The sequence below is a fragment of the Halopenitus salinus genome, from assembly GCF_042662125.1.
GTDB lineage: Archaea > Halobacteriota > Halobacteria > Halobacteriales > Haloferacaceae > Halopenitus > Halopenitus salinus.
In genome coordinates this window covers 151264-166170 of record NZ_JBHSXL010000009.1, presented here as the reverse complement: position 1 = coordinate 166170, position 14907 = coordinate 151264, and the positions used below count along the sequence as shown (strand labels likewise).

Annotated in this window: 9 protein-coding genes and 2 pseudogenes; 6 read left to right on the top strand and 5 right to left on the bottom strand. The window is 67.1% G+C overall.

What is annotated here, in order from left to right:
- Positions 1–18: 18 nt before the first annotated feature.
- The 3 genes and pseudogenes from ACFQE9_RS10230 to ACFQE9_RS15265 all read left to right on the top strand — a co-directional run.
- Positions 19–1236 (top strand): annotated as a pseudogene (locus tag ACFQE9_RS10230) (LAGLIDADG family homing endonuclease); the annotation flags it as partial.
- A 24-nt stretch (positions 1237–1260) separates the two neighbouring features.
- Positions 1261–4234, top strand: a pseudogene (locus ACFQE9_RS10225) (LAGLIDADG family homing endonuclease); the annotation flags it as partial.
- Positions 4210–4941 carry a TSCPD domain-containing protein gene (locus ACFQE9_RS15265; protein WP_465261201.1) on the top strand — a complete coding sequence of 244 codons (732 nt, stop codon included), beginning with the start codon at positions 4210–4212 and terminating at the stop codon, positions 4939–4941. The pseudogene ACFQE9_RS10225 and the gene ACFQE9_RS15265, both read left to right, overlap by 25 nt.
- Before the next feature lie 88 nt (positions 4942–5029).
- On the opposite strand, the gene ACFQE9_RS10220 is transcribed toward ACFQE9_RS15265, so the two are convergent.
- The 5 genes from ACFQE9_RS10220 to ACFQE9_RS10200 form a co-directional block, all read right to left on the bottom strand.
- Positions 5030–6019: a phytoene/squalene synthase family protein gene (locus ACFQE9_RS10220; protein ID WP_379744079.1), complete on the bottom strand. Its 990-nt coding sequence runs from the start codon at positions 6017–6019 to the stop codon at positions 5030–5032.
- Positions 6020–6161: 142 nt separating this feature from the next.
- A complete protein-coding gene (locus ACFQE9_RS10215; RefSeq protein WP_379745576.1) occupies positions 6162–6275 on the bottom strand; it encodes an HVO_2523 family zinc finger protein in 114 nt (37 codons plus the stop codon).
- A gap of 101 nt (positions 6276–6376) precedes the next feature.
- Positions 6377–7276: a bisanhydrobacterioruberin hydratase gene (cruF, locus tag ACFQE9_RS10210; protein ID WP_379744077.1), complete on the bottom strand. Its 900-nt coding sequence runs from the start codon at positions 7274–7276 to the stop codon at positions 6377–6379.
- Entirely contained in the window at positions 7266–8231 is a 966-nt protein-coding gene (locus ACFQE9_RS10205) for a prenyltransferase (RefSeq protein WP_379744075.1), read from the bottom strand. The genes cruF and ACFQE9_RS10205 overlap by 11 nt, the downstream gene beginning before the upstream one ends.
- Positions 8228–9727, bottom strand: a complete 1500-nt coding sequence (locus ACFQE9_RS10200; RefSeq protein WP_379744073.1) for a phytoene desaturase family protein — start codon at positions 9725–9727, stop codon at positions 8228–8230. Before ACFQE9_RS10200 ends, ACFQE9_RS10205 begins: the two co-directional genes overlap by 4 nt.
- Positions 9728–9872: 145 nt before the next feature.
- Here ACFQE9_RS10200 and ACFQE9_RS10195 point away from each other — a divergent pair, with 145 nt between their 5' ends.
- The 3 genes from ACFQE9_RS10195 (at position 9873) to ACFQE9_RS10185 (ending at position 14881) form a co-directional block, all read left to right on the top strand.
- Complete coding sequence (locus ACFQE9_RS10195; protein ID WP_379744071.1) at positions 9873–11216, top strand: sodium-dependent transporter; 1344 nt, start codon at positions 9873–9875, stop codon at positions 11214–11216.
- Positions 11217–11330: 114 nt separating this feature from the next.
- A complete protein-coding gene (locus tag ACFQE9_RS10190; protein WP_379744069.1) occupies positions 11331–12728 on the top strand; it encodes a sodium-dependent transporter in 1398 nt (465 codons plus the stop codon).
- A gap of 74 nt (positions 12729–12802) precedes the next feature.
- A complete protein-coding gene (locus tag ACFQE9_RS10185) occupies positions 12803–14881 on the top strand; it encodes a COG1361 family protein (protein WP_379744067.1) in 2079 nt (692 codons plus the stop codon).
- Positions 14882–14907: the final 26 nt, after the last annotated feature.

Sequence of the window (14907 nt, the reverse complement as noted above, 5' to 3'; positions counted from 1 at the left end):
TACGACGATGCGCCGACGATGACGCTCCGGACGGAGGGTGGCCTCACGGTTCGCGGGACGCCGAACCACCGGCTGCTCGTCGACGGCGAGTGGACTCGACTCGACGAGATCGAGGCCGGAAGCACGGTCTCGGTCCGTCTCGGCTGGCTCCCCGAGAAGACTGCGAACCACGTCGAGCTGGAGTCCGTCGAGGCGGGCCCACAGTGGGCGGCCAATCGAACCGTCTCCAACGAGGCGGTCGCGGAACTGCACGCGGCGGGACTCAGCGACTACGCGATCGCGGAACGACTCGATTCCTCCCCGTCGACCATCCAGCGCCGGCGTGCCGGCGAGCTCGACCTTCCGGCGAACGGATCCGGCGGTCGCCCCGCGGGTCGAAGCTTCGACGAGGATCGACTCCGACAGCTCCACGATGGCGGCCACACCGACGCGGAGATCGCAGCCGAACTCGGCGTCCATCAGACGACCGTTCGAAACGCTCGAGCGGCCGAGTCGCTCCCGGCGAACGGCCGGGCCGTGAAGACCGTCACGCAGCCGGAGACGCTCTCGAGCGCTCTCGCCGAGCTGCTCGGGCTGTGGATCGGCGACGGGTCGATCCACGAGGACGGGATCCGCTTCCACATCGCCCGTGAGGAGACGCTCGAATGCGTCGACCGCCTCTCGCGTGACCTCTTCGACGTCGGCGCCGACTGGACCTGGAGCGACGGGTGTTACGAGGCCGTCATCCACAGCCACGAGATCAAGCGGTTCTGGCTCCGGAACTTCGGCGACGCCAAACCCTCCTCGGCGGAGGCGACGGTGCCCGACGCGGTCCGAGCGGCCGACCGCGAGCGCGTGTGCGCCTTCGTCCGTGGCCTCTTTTCGGCCGACGGCACGCTCTCGAAGGACCGCTACCCCCGACTCTACAGCGCCTCGGAGGACCTCATCGACGGCGTTCACCAGCTCCTCTTGGGCGTCGGGATCCCCGCCACGAAGTGGGAGTGGGAGAACGACGAGCGCGAGTACTACACCGTCGCGCCGACCGACGATCTCGGCCTGACGCGATACGCCGACCACGTCGGCTTCATCGACGATCGCGGCGAAACGATGGCCGACTCGATCGCCGACGCCGACCTCGAGGCGACGACCTGTGGCGACCTCGACTCGGAGAGCGAGTGGACCCAGGAGGTCACCGCGGTCGAGGAGTCCGACCCGGCGACGGTCTACGACGTCACGGTCGCGGACAATCACGAATACGTCGCCAACGGCGTCGTCTCGCACAACAGCGGCGGCGGCATGGGATATGCGTTCTGGCAGCTTCGACCGTACGGCGATTCGGTCGGGTCAACCGGCGGCATCGCCTCCGGACCGATCACCTTTATGCGCACATACGACCAGATGTGCGAAACGATCGCCCAGGGTGGCGCGCGGCGCGGCGCCCAGATGGGCGTGATGCGCGTCTCCCATCCGGACGTCATCCAGTTCATCCACGCCAAGAACAAGGACGTCTCCCTGGCCCATTCGCTGCGGCTCAACGACCCGGACGACTACACCCACACCTCCTTCAAGGACGCCCTCGATGAGGCCCGCGAGCTGATCGACGACGAGGGGCGCGTCCCCAAGCACCTCCGGAACGCCGTCGAGGGCCACCTGTCGAACTTCAACATCTCCGTCGGGGTCACGGACGACTTCATGGAGGCGCTGTACAACGACGAGGAGTTCGTCTTCACGAACCCCCGCACCGACGAGCCCCACATCGCGACCGCCGAGACGAAGGAGCTCTACGACATGTTCGACCTCGGCCACCACGTCGAGGTCGGCGAGGAGCTGTCGATCCCGGCCGACGAGATCTGGGAGCACATGGTCGAGGGCGCCCACGAGAACGGCGAGCCAGGCGTCATCTACCTCGAACGGGTGAACAAACAGCACTCCTTCGACGTCGAGGAACACCCCGACCACCGGATCCTGGCGACGAATCCGTGTGTCACCGGTGACACGCTGATCAGTACGGAAAACGGTCTCATCGAAGCTGAAGAACTCTACGAACAGGGCGTCGCGCGCGACGTCGTGGTCGACGGTCGTCTCAGTGAAGAGACGCTCAAGGAAGCGAGCAGCGTCTACAAGACCGGTAAAAAGGACGTTTATAAGCTCACCACCGAGGAGGGGTACGAACTCCGTCTGACTGCCGACCACCGCGTGATGACGGACGACGGTTGGGTCGAGGCGGAGAACCTCGAGGCCGGTGATTCCGTCCACGTTCAGAACCGGAAAGGCGAGTTTGGACAGCACGGATCGGCCGAGGAGGGTCGAGTCCTTGGCTGGCTCGTCGGTGACGGACACCTCAAGCACGGCGAGGAACGCGCGGTTCTCAATTTCTACGACGAGGACAGTCAAATTTCCGATGCGTTCGCCACGGACGTAAATGACGTCGTCCGTGAGCCGGCCGGAAACGCTGACTACGAGATCGGCGTTTCGGAGATCGCTCGGAGCGATGACTATCGCGGCGCACAGGCAGTCGAGCAGCGCGTTCGGTCGTCTCGACTGTACGAGTACGCTGCGGAGGCTGACCTCGTTGACGAGAAACTCCAGGTACCCGACGCAGTAATGCGAGGAAGCGAGGAGATGGCCCGCGGGTTCCTTCGCGCTCTGTTTACTGCTGATGGCGGCGTACACGGAACTCACGAGAAGGGTAACTCGGTTCGTCTGACAAGTACGAGTACGGACCTTCTGAAACAGGTACAGCGACTCCTGCTTAATTTCGGAGTCCACAGCAAGATCTACGAGGAACGTCACGAGGCCGGCGTTCAGGAAATGCCGGACGGAAACGGTGGAACGGCCGAGTACGAACGTCAGGCGGATCACGATCTCGTCATCTCCAAGGACAATCTGCTACGGTTCCGCGACGAGATCGGCTTCCTGCTCGACTCGAAGAACGAGGCACTCGATGAGCGACTCGACGACTACGATCGTGGCCCCTATTCCGAGCGATTTGAAGCGACGGTCGCGTCCGTTGATCCGGACGGTCACGAAACCGTATATGACCTAACTGAACCCGAGACCAGTTCGTTCGTTGCTAACGGTCTCGTGGTTCACAACTGCGGCGAACAGCCGCTCGAGGAGTACGAGGCCTGCAACCTCGGCCACATCAACCTCTCGACGCTCGCGGATATGGACGCGCCCGACTGGCGCGTCTGGAGCGAGGAGCACGCCGACGAGTACGACACGCAGGAGGCGGCGATCGACGCCTTCCTCGAGGAGGCGATCGACTTCGAGGCGTTCGACGAACGCATCGACTACGGCACGCGCTTCCTCGAGAACGTGGTCACGATGTCGGACTTCCCGGTCCCGGAGATCGAACAGAAGGTCCGGGACATGCGGAAGATCGGTCTCGGCGTGATGGGGCTGGCCCAGCTGTACATCCAGCTCGGCGTCCGGTACGGCTCGGAGACCGGAAACGAGATCGCCGGCCAGCTGATGACCCACATCAACCACGTCTCGAAGCAGACGTCACACGAACTCGCCCGGGAGCGCGGCTCGTTCAACGACTGGGCGGACTCGAAGTACGCCGACCCGACCGAGTACCGCGAGTGGTTCGAACACCACACGGGACTCGACGCCGACGAGTGGGCCGACGGCTTCCCGATCCGCAACCACAACACGACGACGATCGCCCCGACCGGAACGACCTCGATGGTCGGCAACACGACCGGCGGCTGTGAGCCCATCTACAACGTCGCCTACTACAAGAACGTCTCCGACGACGTCCAGGGCGACGAGATGCTCGTCGAGTTCGACGACTACTTCCTGCGGACCCTGGAGGCCAACGACATCGACGTCGACGCGGTCAAACGCGAGGCCCAAGCACAGATGGCCGAAAACGAGTTCGACGGCGTCGAGGGACTCGAGACGGTTCCGAACCCGATCGGCGAGCTGTTCGTCGTCACCGGCGACCTCTCGGGCAAACAGCACGCGGCGGTCCAGTGTGCCTGCCAGCGCGGGGTCGATTCGGCCATCTCGAAGACCTGCAACTTCCCGAACTCGGCCTCGCTCGAGGACATGGACGAGGTCTACCGCTACATCTACGACCACGGCGGAAAGGGCGTCACCGTCTACCGCGACGGCACGCGCTCGAAGCAGGTCCTGACGACGCGCGCGAAGAACGCGGAGTTCGCCGACGAGTCCGAGGCGGCGGAGACGATCGTCGAGCAGATCGAGGAGGTCTTCGGCGGCGTGGAGGCGTTCCTCGACAACGAGGACGTCCGGGCGCAACTCGACGCGGAGATCGACGACCTGCTCGAGGCGAGCGAGCGGCCGACGGTCAACTACGCGGAGACGCGTCCCCGTCCCGACTCGCTCAACGGCGTGACCCAGCGGATCGAGACGGGCTACGGCAAGCTCTACGTGACGATCAACGAGGACGAGAACGGCGGCCCCTTCGAGCTGTTCGCCAACATCGGCCACTCGGGCGGCTACACGAACTCCTTCACGGAGGCGCTCGCGAAGGTCATCTCGACGGCCCTCCGCTCCGGCGTCGATCCGAACGAGATCGTCGACGAGCTGCAGGGCACTCGCAGCCCGAAGGTCGCCTGGGACAAGGGCGAGCAGATCCAGTCGATCCCGGACGCCATCGGCACGGCGCTGCGCCGCTATCTCGACGACGAGATCGACAAGGGCATCCCCCAACAGCAATCACTCGACGACCTCGAGGAGGGAGCCGAGGGCAGCGCTTCGACCCCGAGCGAACAGACCGACGGCGGCGGAGTCGCCGCGGACTCGGTGGGCGAGGGTCCCGCTTCCTCACCCGTCCCGGACGCGGCGGACGAGGCGGAGCCCGACCAGGACGTCACCCAGGACCTCATCGCGGCCGGCGAGTCGCCGGAGTGTCCCGAATGCGGCGGGATGAGCCTCTACTTCTCGGAGGGCTGTAAGACGTGTGAGTCCTGCGGCTGGTCGGAGTGTTGATCCGGACGACGCGAGCGAACTGACGCGGGGTGCGGTCTTTTGACGTCGTTTTTCACGATCGTCGTCGATTCGAACGATCGGTCGTCGATCACCGCGAGAGGTACGAGACGATCCGACAGCTCCGGAATCCGTGTTTCGAGAGCGTCCCCGACGCCGGCGTGTCGGCGTCGAAGGAGTCGACGACGGCATAAAAGACCGTCTCGGGGTCGTCGTTCCACTGCCAGAGCCACCGGGTGTGGACGAGCAGTCGGATCGTTCGCGAAAGCGAGAGGCTCGGCGTCCCGGAGAGGGTGTCGTACCCACGCTCCCTGATGAGCCGGTGGTGGTCGGCATACAGGACGGCCGAAAGCAGGACCGCGAGCTGGCAGTCCTCGGGGAGATATCGGATCCCGGCGACGCCCTCGGCGTAGAGCTCCTCGGTGCGTTCGAGCTCCGAGCGGATCGCGGCGGCGACCGACTCGTCGAACCGCCCCTCGAGAACCTGTTCGGCCGAGGCGCCGTGCTCGCGGAGCGTGCGCTCCGGGAGGTAGACCCGCTCGCGTTCGCGGACGTCCTCGCCGACGTCCCGCAGGAAGTTCGTCATCTGGAAGGCCTCCCCGAGCTTCGTGGCGTGCGGAAGGGCCCGTTCGGGCTCCTCGACGTCCATCACCGCGGTCATCATCCGTCCCACGGCGGCCGCCGACCCGTTCATGTACGCCTCGAGATCGGCGTAGGTCTCATACCGCGAGCGATCGACGTCCGAGGCCATCGCGTCCAGGAACACGTCCACGTCGCTTTCGGCGATCCCGTATTCACAACGAAGGTCGCGGAAGGCGGCGAGCACGTCGTCGGTCGAGGAGTCGCCCGCGGGTTCCTCGCCTAAGACCACCCGGCGGATCCGTGCGAGCTCCGCCCGCTGTTTCGCCGGCGGGCCGGCGTCCTCGGCGTCGACGACCTCGTCGGCCACCCTGAAGAACCCGTAGAGGACGTAGGTCGGATACCGGATGCGCTCCGGAAGGAGCCTGGTCGCGACGTGGAAGGTCCGGCCCGTGCGTCGCTGGATCCGTTTCCCGCGAGCGACCCGATCGTCGTCGATCATTCACACACCGCCGAACAGCGATCGAATCTGAGAATGCGGGTGCCCATGCCGTCGATCCGTACGGCATGTAGAACCATAATTGTTCGTGCAGTTCGGCGCTTGTGTGCCCCCCGATCGCTTTGTGCGGGCGGCGGTCCATCGCTCAATAGAACGTGTCGCTGCAGTCGTAGATCACGCCGTGTTCGGGACAGACGTACTTGCAGTGGCGGTGGATCATCGAGACGCCACAGAGCGGACAGGGACGCCCGCGCGGCACCTCCCCTTCTCCGGCGTCGGTCCCGCCGTTCCCGGTTCGATCTGACACGTTTCGATCGCCGTTCTACATCCTCTTAATTTCGATCCGTTCTCGGCGTCCCTCTAACTCCGGTTCGTTCCCGGCTCGCCTCCCGACGATCGACGCGGATCGAACGCCCGCGCGTCGAACCGGTCCGACCGGAGCAGTCCGATCCCGAGGACCACGGCGACGGCCGCCGGCACCGCGTTCCCGAACCAGAGGTTGATCCCACACCACAGGAGCACGAAGCTCACGACGTCGTCGAGCATGAACGGACACGTCCGCAGGCGTCGCGCCAGCCGCTCGCGATCGAAGGCCCGATCGAGCGCGACGACCGCGACCGCCGCCGACAGCACCCACCCGAGGTAGTTCGAGAGCGGAACGCCGTAGAACGCCCCGCCGGCGGCGTACGCCCAGAACCCCAGCGCGACCGCTCCAGGGTCCAACACGACGTCCATCGCGACCACGATGGCGGTCACGATCGCGAACCGGCCGACCGTGCCCGAGGCCCGCGCTCCGAACACGAGTTCGCGAAGCAGGTACCCGTTCATCACGAGCGGGATGAAAAACACCGGCAGCGCGAGCGGAACGCCGCCGACCATCGGCCCGAGGTCGACGCCGTACTCGAAGGCGCCGTACGGCCACCCGGTCCGCACTCCAACCACCTCGATCGCGTAGGTGTATCCCACCAGCAGGCCGATCCACGCCCCGGCCCGTCGGTTGACGAGCGGCAGCACGCCGACGACGAGCGGCGAGCGCATCACGAACACGCCGACGAGGAGGAACCACGGGTTGAACCGCAGGGGCGTGGGGAGCCACCCCTCCGCGCTGGCGACGAGCGAGAGCGCTCCGATCGCCGGGAAGACGACGGCGATCGTGAACCGATTGCGCGAGACGAGCCGGTCCAATGCGATCTGAAGGTCCCCTCGCGTCTCCGGAATTGGGACGGGGAGGTAGCGGGCCCAGGCGGGATCACGCGACACCCGCGATCACCTCCGCGAGCGGCGCGATACGCCAGAGCCCGCCGATCGTGAGCGCCGTCCCGACGGCCGTGTTGAGCGCCGGGAACCACCAGTAGGCCCGCTCGACCGACACGGCGGTTCCCGCGACGACCGCGACGAAGGCCGGATAGACGCAAAGCAGCGCCCCGAGGCGACCGTCCACGAGCCCGAAGGCGCCGGCCGCGAGGAGCCAGCAGGCCCCGCAGTACGCGTAGGCTCGCGACTCACCGAGGAACGTGGCCGTCGTCTCGATCCCCGCCTCGCGGTCGGGCCCGATGTCGGGGATCGCGGAGAAGGTGTGCATCGCCATCGTCCACGTCCACGCCCCGGCGATCGCGGCCCACGGAGGATGTGCGCCAGCGACCGTCACGTAGGCCGCCGCTCCCGGGAGGAGGTAGAGGCCGTTCGAGAGCGAGTCGAGGAACGGGGTCGTCTTGAACCGGAACGGCGGCGCGCTGTAGCCGACCGCGAGCGCGAAGAACCCGATCAAGTACGGCCACGCGGCCGGGGGACTGGCGGCGAACGTCACGACGCCGAGACCGGCCGCGACCGCGATCGCCGCGGTCGCGAGACGGTCCCCTCGCCAGCGGGCCTCACGCGAGTCCGAGTCGGCCTTCTTCGGATTGTGCGCGTCGAGATCGGCGTCGAAGGCGTCGTTGATCCCGTACAACAGCACGTTCGCCGGCAGCAGGAAGTACCCGAACAGGACGAGCGCGCCGGGCGCGAACAGATCGTAGAGCGCGTCGGCGCCGTATGCGACACCCACGACGACCGGCCCGGCGAGGTACAACCAGAACCGCGGACGCGAGAGCACGAGGAGGTACCGAATTCGATCGCCGTCACGGGGTCCGTTCGCGCCGCCACCGTCGAGATCGACGCTCCCAACTCCGTCTCCGTCTTCGGCTCCACCTCCATCTTCGGCTCCGTCGTCGCTCATTCCGATCCGGCGACGTACTCCGCGGTCAGTTGCCCGCTGATGAGACACATCGGGACGCCGATCCCCGGCGTCGTGTACGATCCCGTGAAGTAGAGCCCGTCGACCGCATCGGAGGCGTGCGAGGGACGCAAGAGGGACGTCTGTGAGAGCGTGTGCGCGAGCCCGAGCGCCGACCCGCGGTAGCTGTTGTACCGATCGGCGAACTCGCTCACCGAGAACGTCTCCTCGACGACGATCCGGTCGCGCAGGTCGGTTCCCGTGTTCTCCGCGATGTCCGCGAGCAGCCGTTCTCTGTATCGTTCGCGCGTTTCCGCGTCGTCCTCCAAGCCCGCCGCGATCGGGACGAGGGCGAAGAGGTTACTGTGTCCCTCCGGGGCGACCGCGTCGTCGGTCTTCGAGGGCACACAGAGGTAGTAGGCCGGGTCCTCGGGCCACGACGGGTCCTCGAAAATCCGCTCGAAGTGGTCGTCCCACTCGGTCGGCAACACGAGCGTGTGGTGGGCCAGCTCCGGAACCTCGCCCTCGACGCCGAGATAGACGAGGAACGCCGAGGGCGCGTAGGTGCGCGACTCCCAGTACTCCTCCGTGTACTGCCGTTTCTCCGGCGGCAGTAGCTCCCGTTCGGTGTGGGCGTAGTCGGCGTCTGAGACGACGAGGTCGGCGAGATAGCGCTCGCCGTTCGCCGCGTCGACGGCGAACCCGCCTCGGTGCCCCTCGATGGCGGTCGCCTCGGCGTCGGTGACGTACTCGACGCCGAGTTCCGAGCCGAGTTCGACGATCCCGTCGACCACCGCCGCGATCCCGCCGTCGGGGTAGTGGACGCCCATGTTGAAGTCCACGTGGCTCATCAGGTTGTAGAGCGCGGGCGTGTTCGTCGGCGACCCGCCGAGGAAGACGAGCGAGTACTGCATCAGCTGTTGGAGCTTCGGGTGCTCGAAGTAGTCCTCGACGTGTCCCTGCATCGATCCCAGAAGCGAGAGCCCGTGTGCGTGTCTGAGGACGTCGGTGTCGACGTAGTCGCGGAGGCGCGGGCGGTCCTCGTAGACGAAGTGTTCCATCCCGACCTCGTAGTTGTACCTCGCCTTCTCGAGGTACCGATCGAGCGCCTCGCCGGCGCCGGGTTCGTAGGACTCGAACAGCTCTCGGTTCGCCTCCAACTCCGGGACCACGTCGACCTGATCGCCGTCCTTCCAGAACACCCGGTAGTGGGGGTCGAGTTGCGAGACGGAGTAGTACTCCTCCGGCGTCCGGTCGAAGTGGGCGAAGAACCGCTCGAAGACGTCGGGCATCAGGTACCACGACGGCCCCATGTCGAACCGGAACCCGTCGACCTCGAGCCGGCTGGCGCGACCTCCCAGGCTCCCGTTCTTCTCCAACAGGGTGACGTCGGCGCCAGCGTCGGCGAGGTAACACGCCGTGGAGAGCCCGCCGAACCCGCCGCCGATAACGACCACGGATTCGCCGGCAAGCGACCCGATATCGGGCGAAACGTCCATGCCGATCGGTACGGGCGCCCCGGGTATAAATGTCGGTTCGGAGCCGTCCGGTTCCGGCTCATCACCATCCCTCACACTCGGCGATCACCGCGCCCGCTTTCGGATCACAGGGATTATCGTGTTCAACGCTGTAGCACGCCGGTATATGCCACAACGAGAAACCTGGGCGACCCGGGTGGGATTCATCCTCGCCGCGATCGGAAGCGCCGTCGGTCTGGGGAACCTCTGGCAGTTCCCGTTCAAGACCGCGACCAACGGCGGTGCGGCCTTCGTCGTGTTCTACCTGGTCGCCGTCCTGCTCATCGGCTTCCCGGCGATGCTCGCCGAGTTCTCGCTCGGCCGCCGGACGAAGCGCAACGCGGTCGACGCGTTCTCCCGGATGGGCCACCGGTCCTGGCGGATCGTCGGCGTCCTCGCCGTCCTGACCGGCTTCTGGATCCTCTCGTACTACAACGTCGTCGGCGGCTGGGTCATGCGGTACATCCTCGGGAGCGCGACCGGGGCCTACTTCGACGATCCGGCCGCCTACTTCGGCGCGGTTTCGTCCGGCCCGGAGGCCGTGGTCGCACAGGCCCTCTTCCTCGGGATCGTCGTCGCCATCGTCGCCCTCGGGATCGAGGACGGCATCGAGCGAGCCACGAAGGTGATGGTCCCGAGCATCGTCGTGTTGATGATCGCCCTCGCCGTCTGGGTCGCCACCTTGCCTGGCGCCGCGGAGGGATACGCCTTCTTCCTCTCCCCCAACGTCGACACCATGATCGCGAACGCGGGCAGCATCATCCCGTTCGCGGTGGGACAGGCGTTCTTCACCCTCTCGTTGGGGATGGCGATCATGATCACCTACTCCTCGTACGTCGGCCGCGACGACAACCTGATCGTCGACGGCGCCTCGGTCGTCGTGACCAACACGATCGTCGGCGTCCTCGCCGGGCTGGTCGTCTTCCCGATCCTGCTCACGATCGGCGCGGACGTCACCACCGATACCGGCGGCGCCGGCGCGCTGTTCGTCGCCACCGCCGCCGGGTTCGGGTCGGTCCCGTTCGGCCGCCTCTTCGGGATCGTCTTCTTCGGCGTCGTGCTCATCGCGGCGCTCTCGTCGGCCATCAGCCTGCTCGAGGTCACCGTCTCCTACGCCAACGACAACTTCGACGTCTCGCGTCCCGTGCTCTCCATCGGCATCGGAATTGCCCTGTTCCTGCTCGGCGTCCCCTCCGCGATGGACACCGCGTGGCTGACCTGGTTCGACAACTTCGCCTACCAGGTGTTCCTCCCGCTTTCGGTGTTGCTGCTCATCGTCTTCGTCGGCTGGGTGGTCGGCCAGGAGGCCCTCGAGGAGCTGCTTTCGGGCGCCGAGGGATATCGAACGTTCGGAACCGTCTGGCTGTGGACGATCCGGATCGTCGTCGTGATCGCCGTCCTCGCGACGCTCGCGCTCGGCGTCAACGAGATGTTCCTCGTCGAGGACGCCGCGTTCTTCGAGCCGCTTTGAGGCCGACCACCGCCTGAACTCGCGACACCGCCGTCTCACGGCCGCGTTTTCGCCGCCCCTTTTCTTCGTCGCGTCTCGTCACCCTTTTTCGCCGCCGTCGCCGAGGACGCGTCGATGACGAGAGCCACCTGGCGGACGCGGATCGGGTTCATCCTCGCCGCCGTCGGCAGCGCGGTCGGGTTGGGAAACGTCTGGCGGTTCCCGTGGTTGACCGCGGAGAACGGCGGCGCGGCCTTCCTGGTTTTGTACCTCGCGTTGATCGTGGCCGTCGGGGTCCCGGGACTGATCGGGGAGCTCGTGATCGGCCGGCGAAGCGGCCGAAACCCGGTCGGGGCCTTCCGCGAGCTCGGCGGCGATCGGTTTCGGTTCCTCGGCGCCATCGCGCTCCTCGCGGCCGCCGTCGTCCTCTCGTTCTACTCGGTGGTCGGCGGCTGGATACTCCGATACACGCTCTCGAGCGCCACGGGAGCCTACTTCGCGGCGCCGGGCGAGTACTTCGCCGCGATCGACTACGGCCTCGGCGCCGTCGCGTTTCACGCCGCCTTCCTTTTCGCCACCGTCGCGGTCGTCCACCTCGGCGTCGACCGCGGGATCGAGGCCTCGACGACCCTCATGGTTCCCGGAATCGTCGTCCTCCTCGGCGGGCTCGCCGTCTGGGTCGCCACCTTGCCCGGCGCCGCCGAGGGATACGCGTTCTACCTCTCGCTCGACGTCGGCTACCTGCGTGAGAACTTCCTCGACGTCCTCGTGGCGGCGGCCGGCCAGGCGCTTTTCACCCTCTCGGTCGGCGCCGGCGCGATGTTGACCTACGCGTCCTACCTCGGCGAGGACCGGTCGCTCGCCGCCGACGGGACGCTCATCGCGGTGCTCAACACCGCCATCGGCGTGCTCGCCGGGCTGGTCGTCTTTCCGCTTTTGTTCTCCCTCGGCGTGTCGCCCGGCCAGGGCGGCCCCGGCGCGCTGTTCGTCAGCCTCGCGGGCGCGTTCGGCGACCTCCCGTACGGGCGGATCGTCGGCGTGGTCTTCTTCGGCGTGGTGCTGCTCGCCGCGCTCTCGTCTGCGATCAGCATCCTCGAGGTGCTCGTCTCCTACCTCATCGACGAACACGGGCGCTCCCGCCTTCAGGCGACCCTCGGCGCCGGGGGGCTCCTCCTCGTTACCGGCAGCGTCGCGGCCGCCTCCCCCGCCGTCTTCGGCCTGCTCGCGGACACGATCGCCAACCTCGTGCTCACCGCGGGGCTGATCGGCTTCCTGCTCTTCGACGGGTGGGTCCTCGGTCGCCTCGCCCGCGAGGAGTTCGAACGCGGCGCCGGTCGCCTCGCCCGTCTCGTCTCGCTTCCCTGGTACGTCGCGATCGCGGTCGCGTTGCCCGTCTTCCTCGCGTTCACCTTCGTGACGGGCGTCGGAAGCGTCCTCGGGATCCCGATCTCGAGCCCGATCGCGGTCGCTGTCGCCGTCGTCGGCGTCGCCGCGGTCGCCGCCGTATTCGCCCGGTGTTCCCCCTCGGAGTGACTCCCGATCGGCGCCCTTTCCTCGCCGTTCGAACACGGACAGCGTTATACTCCTCGCCCGAGTAACACGTTCTCGTGCGCGCCCAGTCCGAGACCGTCGGCGTCGTCGTTCTCCTCGGCGTCGTCGTCGTCGCCACGACGGTCGGCGTGACCGGGCTCGCGATGATCACTCCCGAGGACACCGACCGCACCCAGACGACGCTCGTGGACCTCGACGTCTCCCTCGACTCGGTGAGCGTCGTTCACGCCGGCGGGGAGTCCCTGCCGGCAGCGGAGGTGGTCGTCCGCATCGACCACGGCGGGACCACCGACGTCTACCGGCTCGACTCGGACGGGACGTCGATCGAGGGAGCCTTCGAACCGGGGGACGAGTGGGCTCTCGAGGCGGTTCCTTACGGTTCCGACGTCACCGTCGACGCGTACGTCATCCACGAGCCGACGAACACGATCCTCGATCGCCAGCGTGCGGTCTTCGGTGACGGCGGGGACGGAGGCGGTGGTGACGATGACGGCGCTACTTCGACGCCAACGCCAACCCCCACGCCGACGCCGGATCCCGATCCGACCCTCGAGATCGCGGACGTCTCCGGGCTCGAGGACGGCACCGAGGACGACGCCTACGCGGCGACCATCGAGGTCGAGGAGACCGCCGGCCGGACGGCCGAGGACGTCACGGTCGAACTCGCCATCGGGGGGCCCGATTCCCACGTCGCGACCCGGGATATCGGTGACCTCACGGGAACGACCGGTTCGGTCACCGTTTCCGACATCGGCGAGCTGTCGGTCGGCGAGTACGAGTGGACGGTCACCGTCGAGTCCGATACCGCCGAGACGGTCACGGAGACGGGATCCTTCGTCGTCGAGGAGGAGGGCGAGACGCCGAGTCTCGAGATCGATGCGGTCCGCGGGTTCGAGGACGGCGACGTCTTCACCGACTACCGCCCCGAGATCGACGTCGCGGAGGGCGACGGCGCGCTCGCGGAGAACGTGACCGTCGACCTGCGGATACTCGCTGACGACGGCGAGGGGCCGGTCGTCTTCGAGCGGACGAACGCGTCGGTCGGAGACCTCATCGCGGCAACCGACACCGTCGCCTTCGAGGTCGGGACGCTCGAGTCGGGCGAGTACGTCTACGAGGTCACCGTCGACGCCGACAACGCTGAGAGCGCGAGCGACGACGACTCCTTCGAGGTCGCCGGTCCCGAGCTGTCGATCGAGGACGACCGCGGGCTCGACGACGGCGACACCGACGACCGCTACACGCCGGAGATCGACGTCGGCGCCGAGGAGGTGCGCGCCGAGAACGCGTCCGTCCGCCTCCGTCTCACCCGGACCGACGGCACAACGGCCTTCGACCGTACCGTTCCGGTCGGCGATCTCGATCCGGACGAGGTCGCGACGGCCGCATTCGACGTCGGTCGACTGGACCGCGGCGAGTACGAGTGGACCGCGACGGTCGACGCGGACGGAGCCGAGGCGGTGTCGGACGCCGGCGACTTCGAGGTCGAGGGGCCCGAGCTGGCGGTCGACGAGGTTCGCGGCCTCGACGGCGCGGACTCCGTCACCCCGACCACCGCGTCCGTGGACGTCGTCGAGGACGAGGGCATCCTCGCCGAGAACGTCTCCGTCCGTCTCGTCCTCGTGGACTCCGACGGAACCGTCGTGTACGACGGAACGAACGCGTCGGTTGGCGACCTCAGCGACGAGTCGGGAACCGCGAGCTTCGATGTCGGAACGCTCCAGTCGGGCGAGTACGCCTACGAGATCACCGTCGACGCCGACCGGGCCGCGCCGATCACGACGACCGACGACTTCGAGGTCGAAGCGATCGGCCACTTCGAGGAGCTGACGGCGACGACCGACGAAACAGGCAACTCCGGCAAGGTCGACGCGGTCACCTTCGAGTGGCGTGCCGACGACGTCGAGGGCGTCTCCTTCGTCGTGCTCGACGCCGGCGGCGACGACATCGCGGAGGCGGAGTTCGAGGGATCCGACGCCGAGTCGGGTTCGGTGACCTTCGAGGAGCCGAACGACCGCGACCTCACCCTCCGCGCGGTCGTCGAAGGTCCGGACGGCGGCGTTACGTGTACCGTCGAGGACGTCGGCGGCTCCGAGACGTACTCCCTCGCGGACTTCTCGTGTACGCGAAACTGATCGGAGACGTAACTGATCGGACGTGT

Excerpts from the sequence above, each read along its gene's own strand:
- ACFQE9_RS10220 (WP_379744079.1), bottom strand. The coding sequence starts at position 6,019 with ATGATCGACGACGATCGGGTCGCTCGCGGGAAACGGATCCAGCGACGC.
- ACFQE9_RS10205 (WP_379744075.1), bottom strand. The coding sequence starts at position 8,231 with ATGAGCGACGACGGAGCCGAAGATGGAGGTGGAGCCGAAGACGGAGAC.
- ACFQE9_RS10200 (WP_379744073.1), bottom strand. The coding sequence starts at position 9,727 with ATGGACGTTTCGCCCGATATCGGGTCGCTTGCCGGCGAATCCGTGGTC.
- ACFQE9_RS10195 (WP_379744071.1), top strand. The coding sequence starts at position 9,873 with ATGCCACAACGAGAAACCTGGGCGACCCGGGTGGGATTCATCCTCGCC.
- ACFQE9_RS10190 (WP_379744069.1), top strand. The coding sequence starts at position 11,331 with ATGACGAGAGCCACCTGGCGGACGCGGATCGGGTTCATCCTCGCCGCC.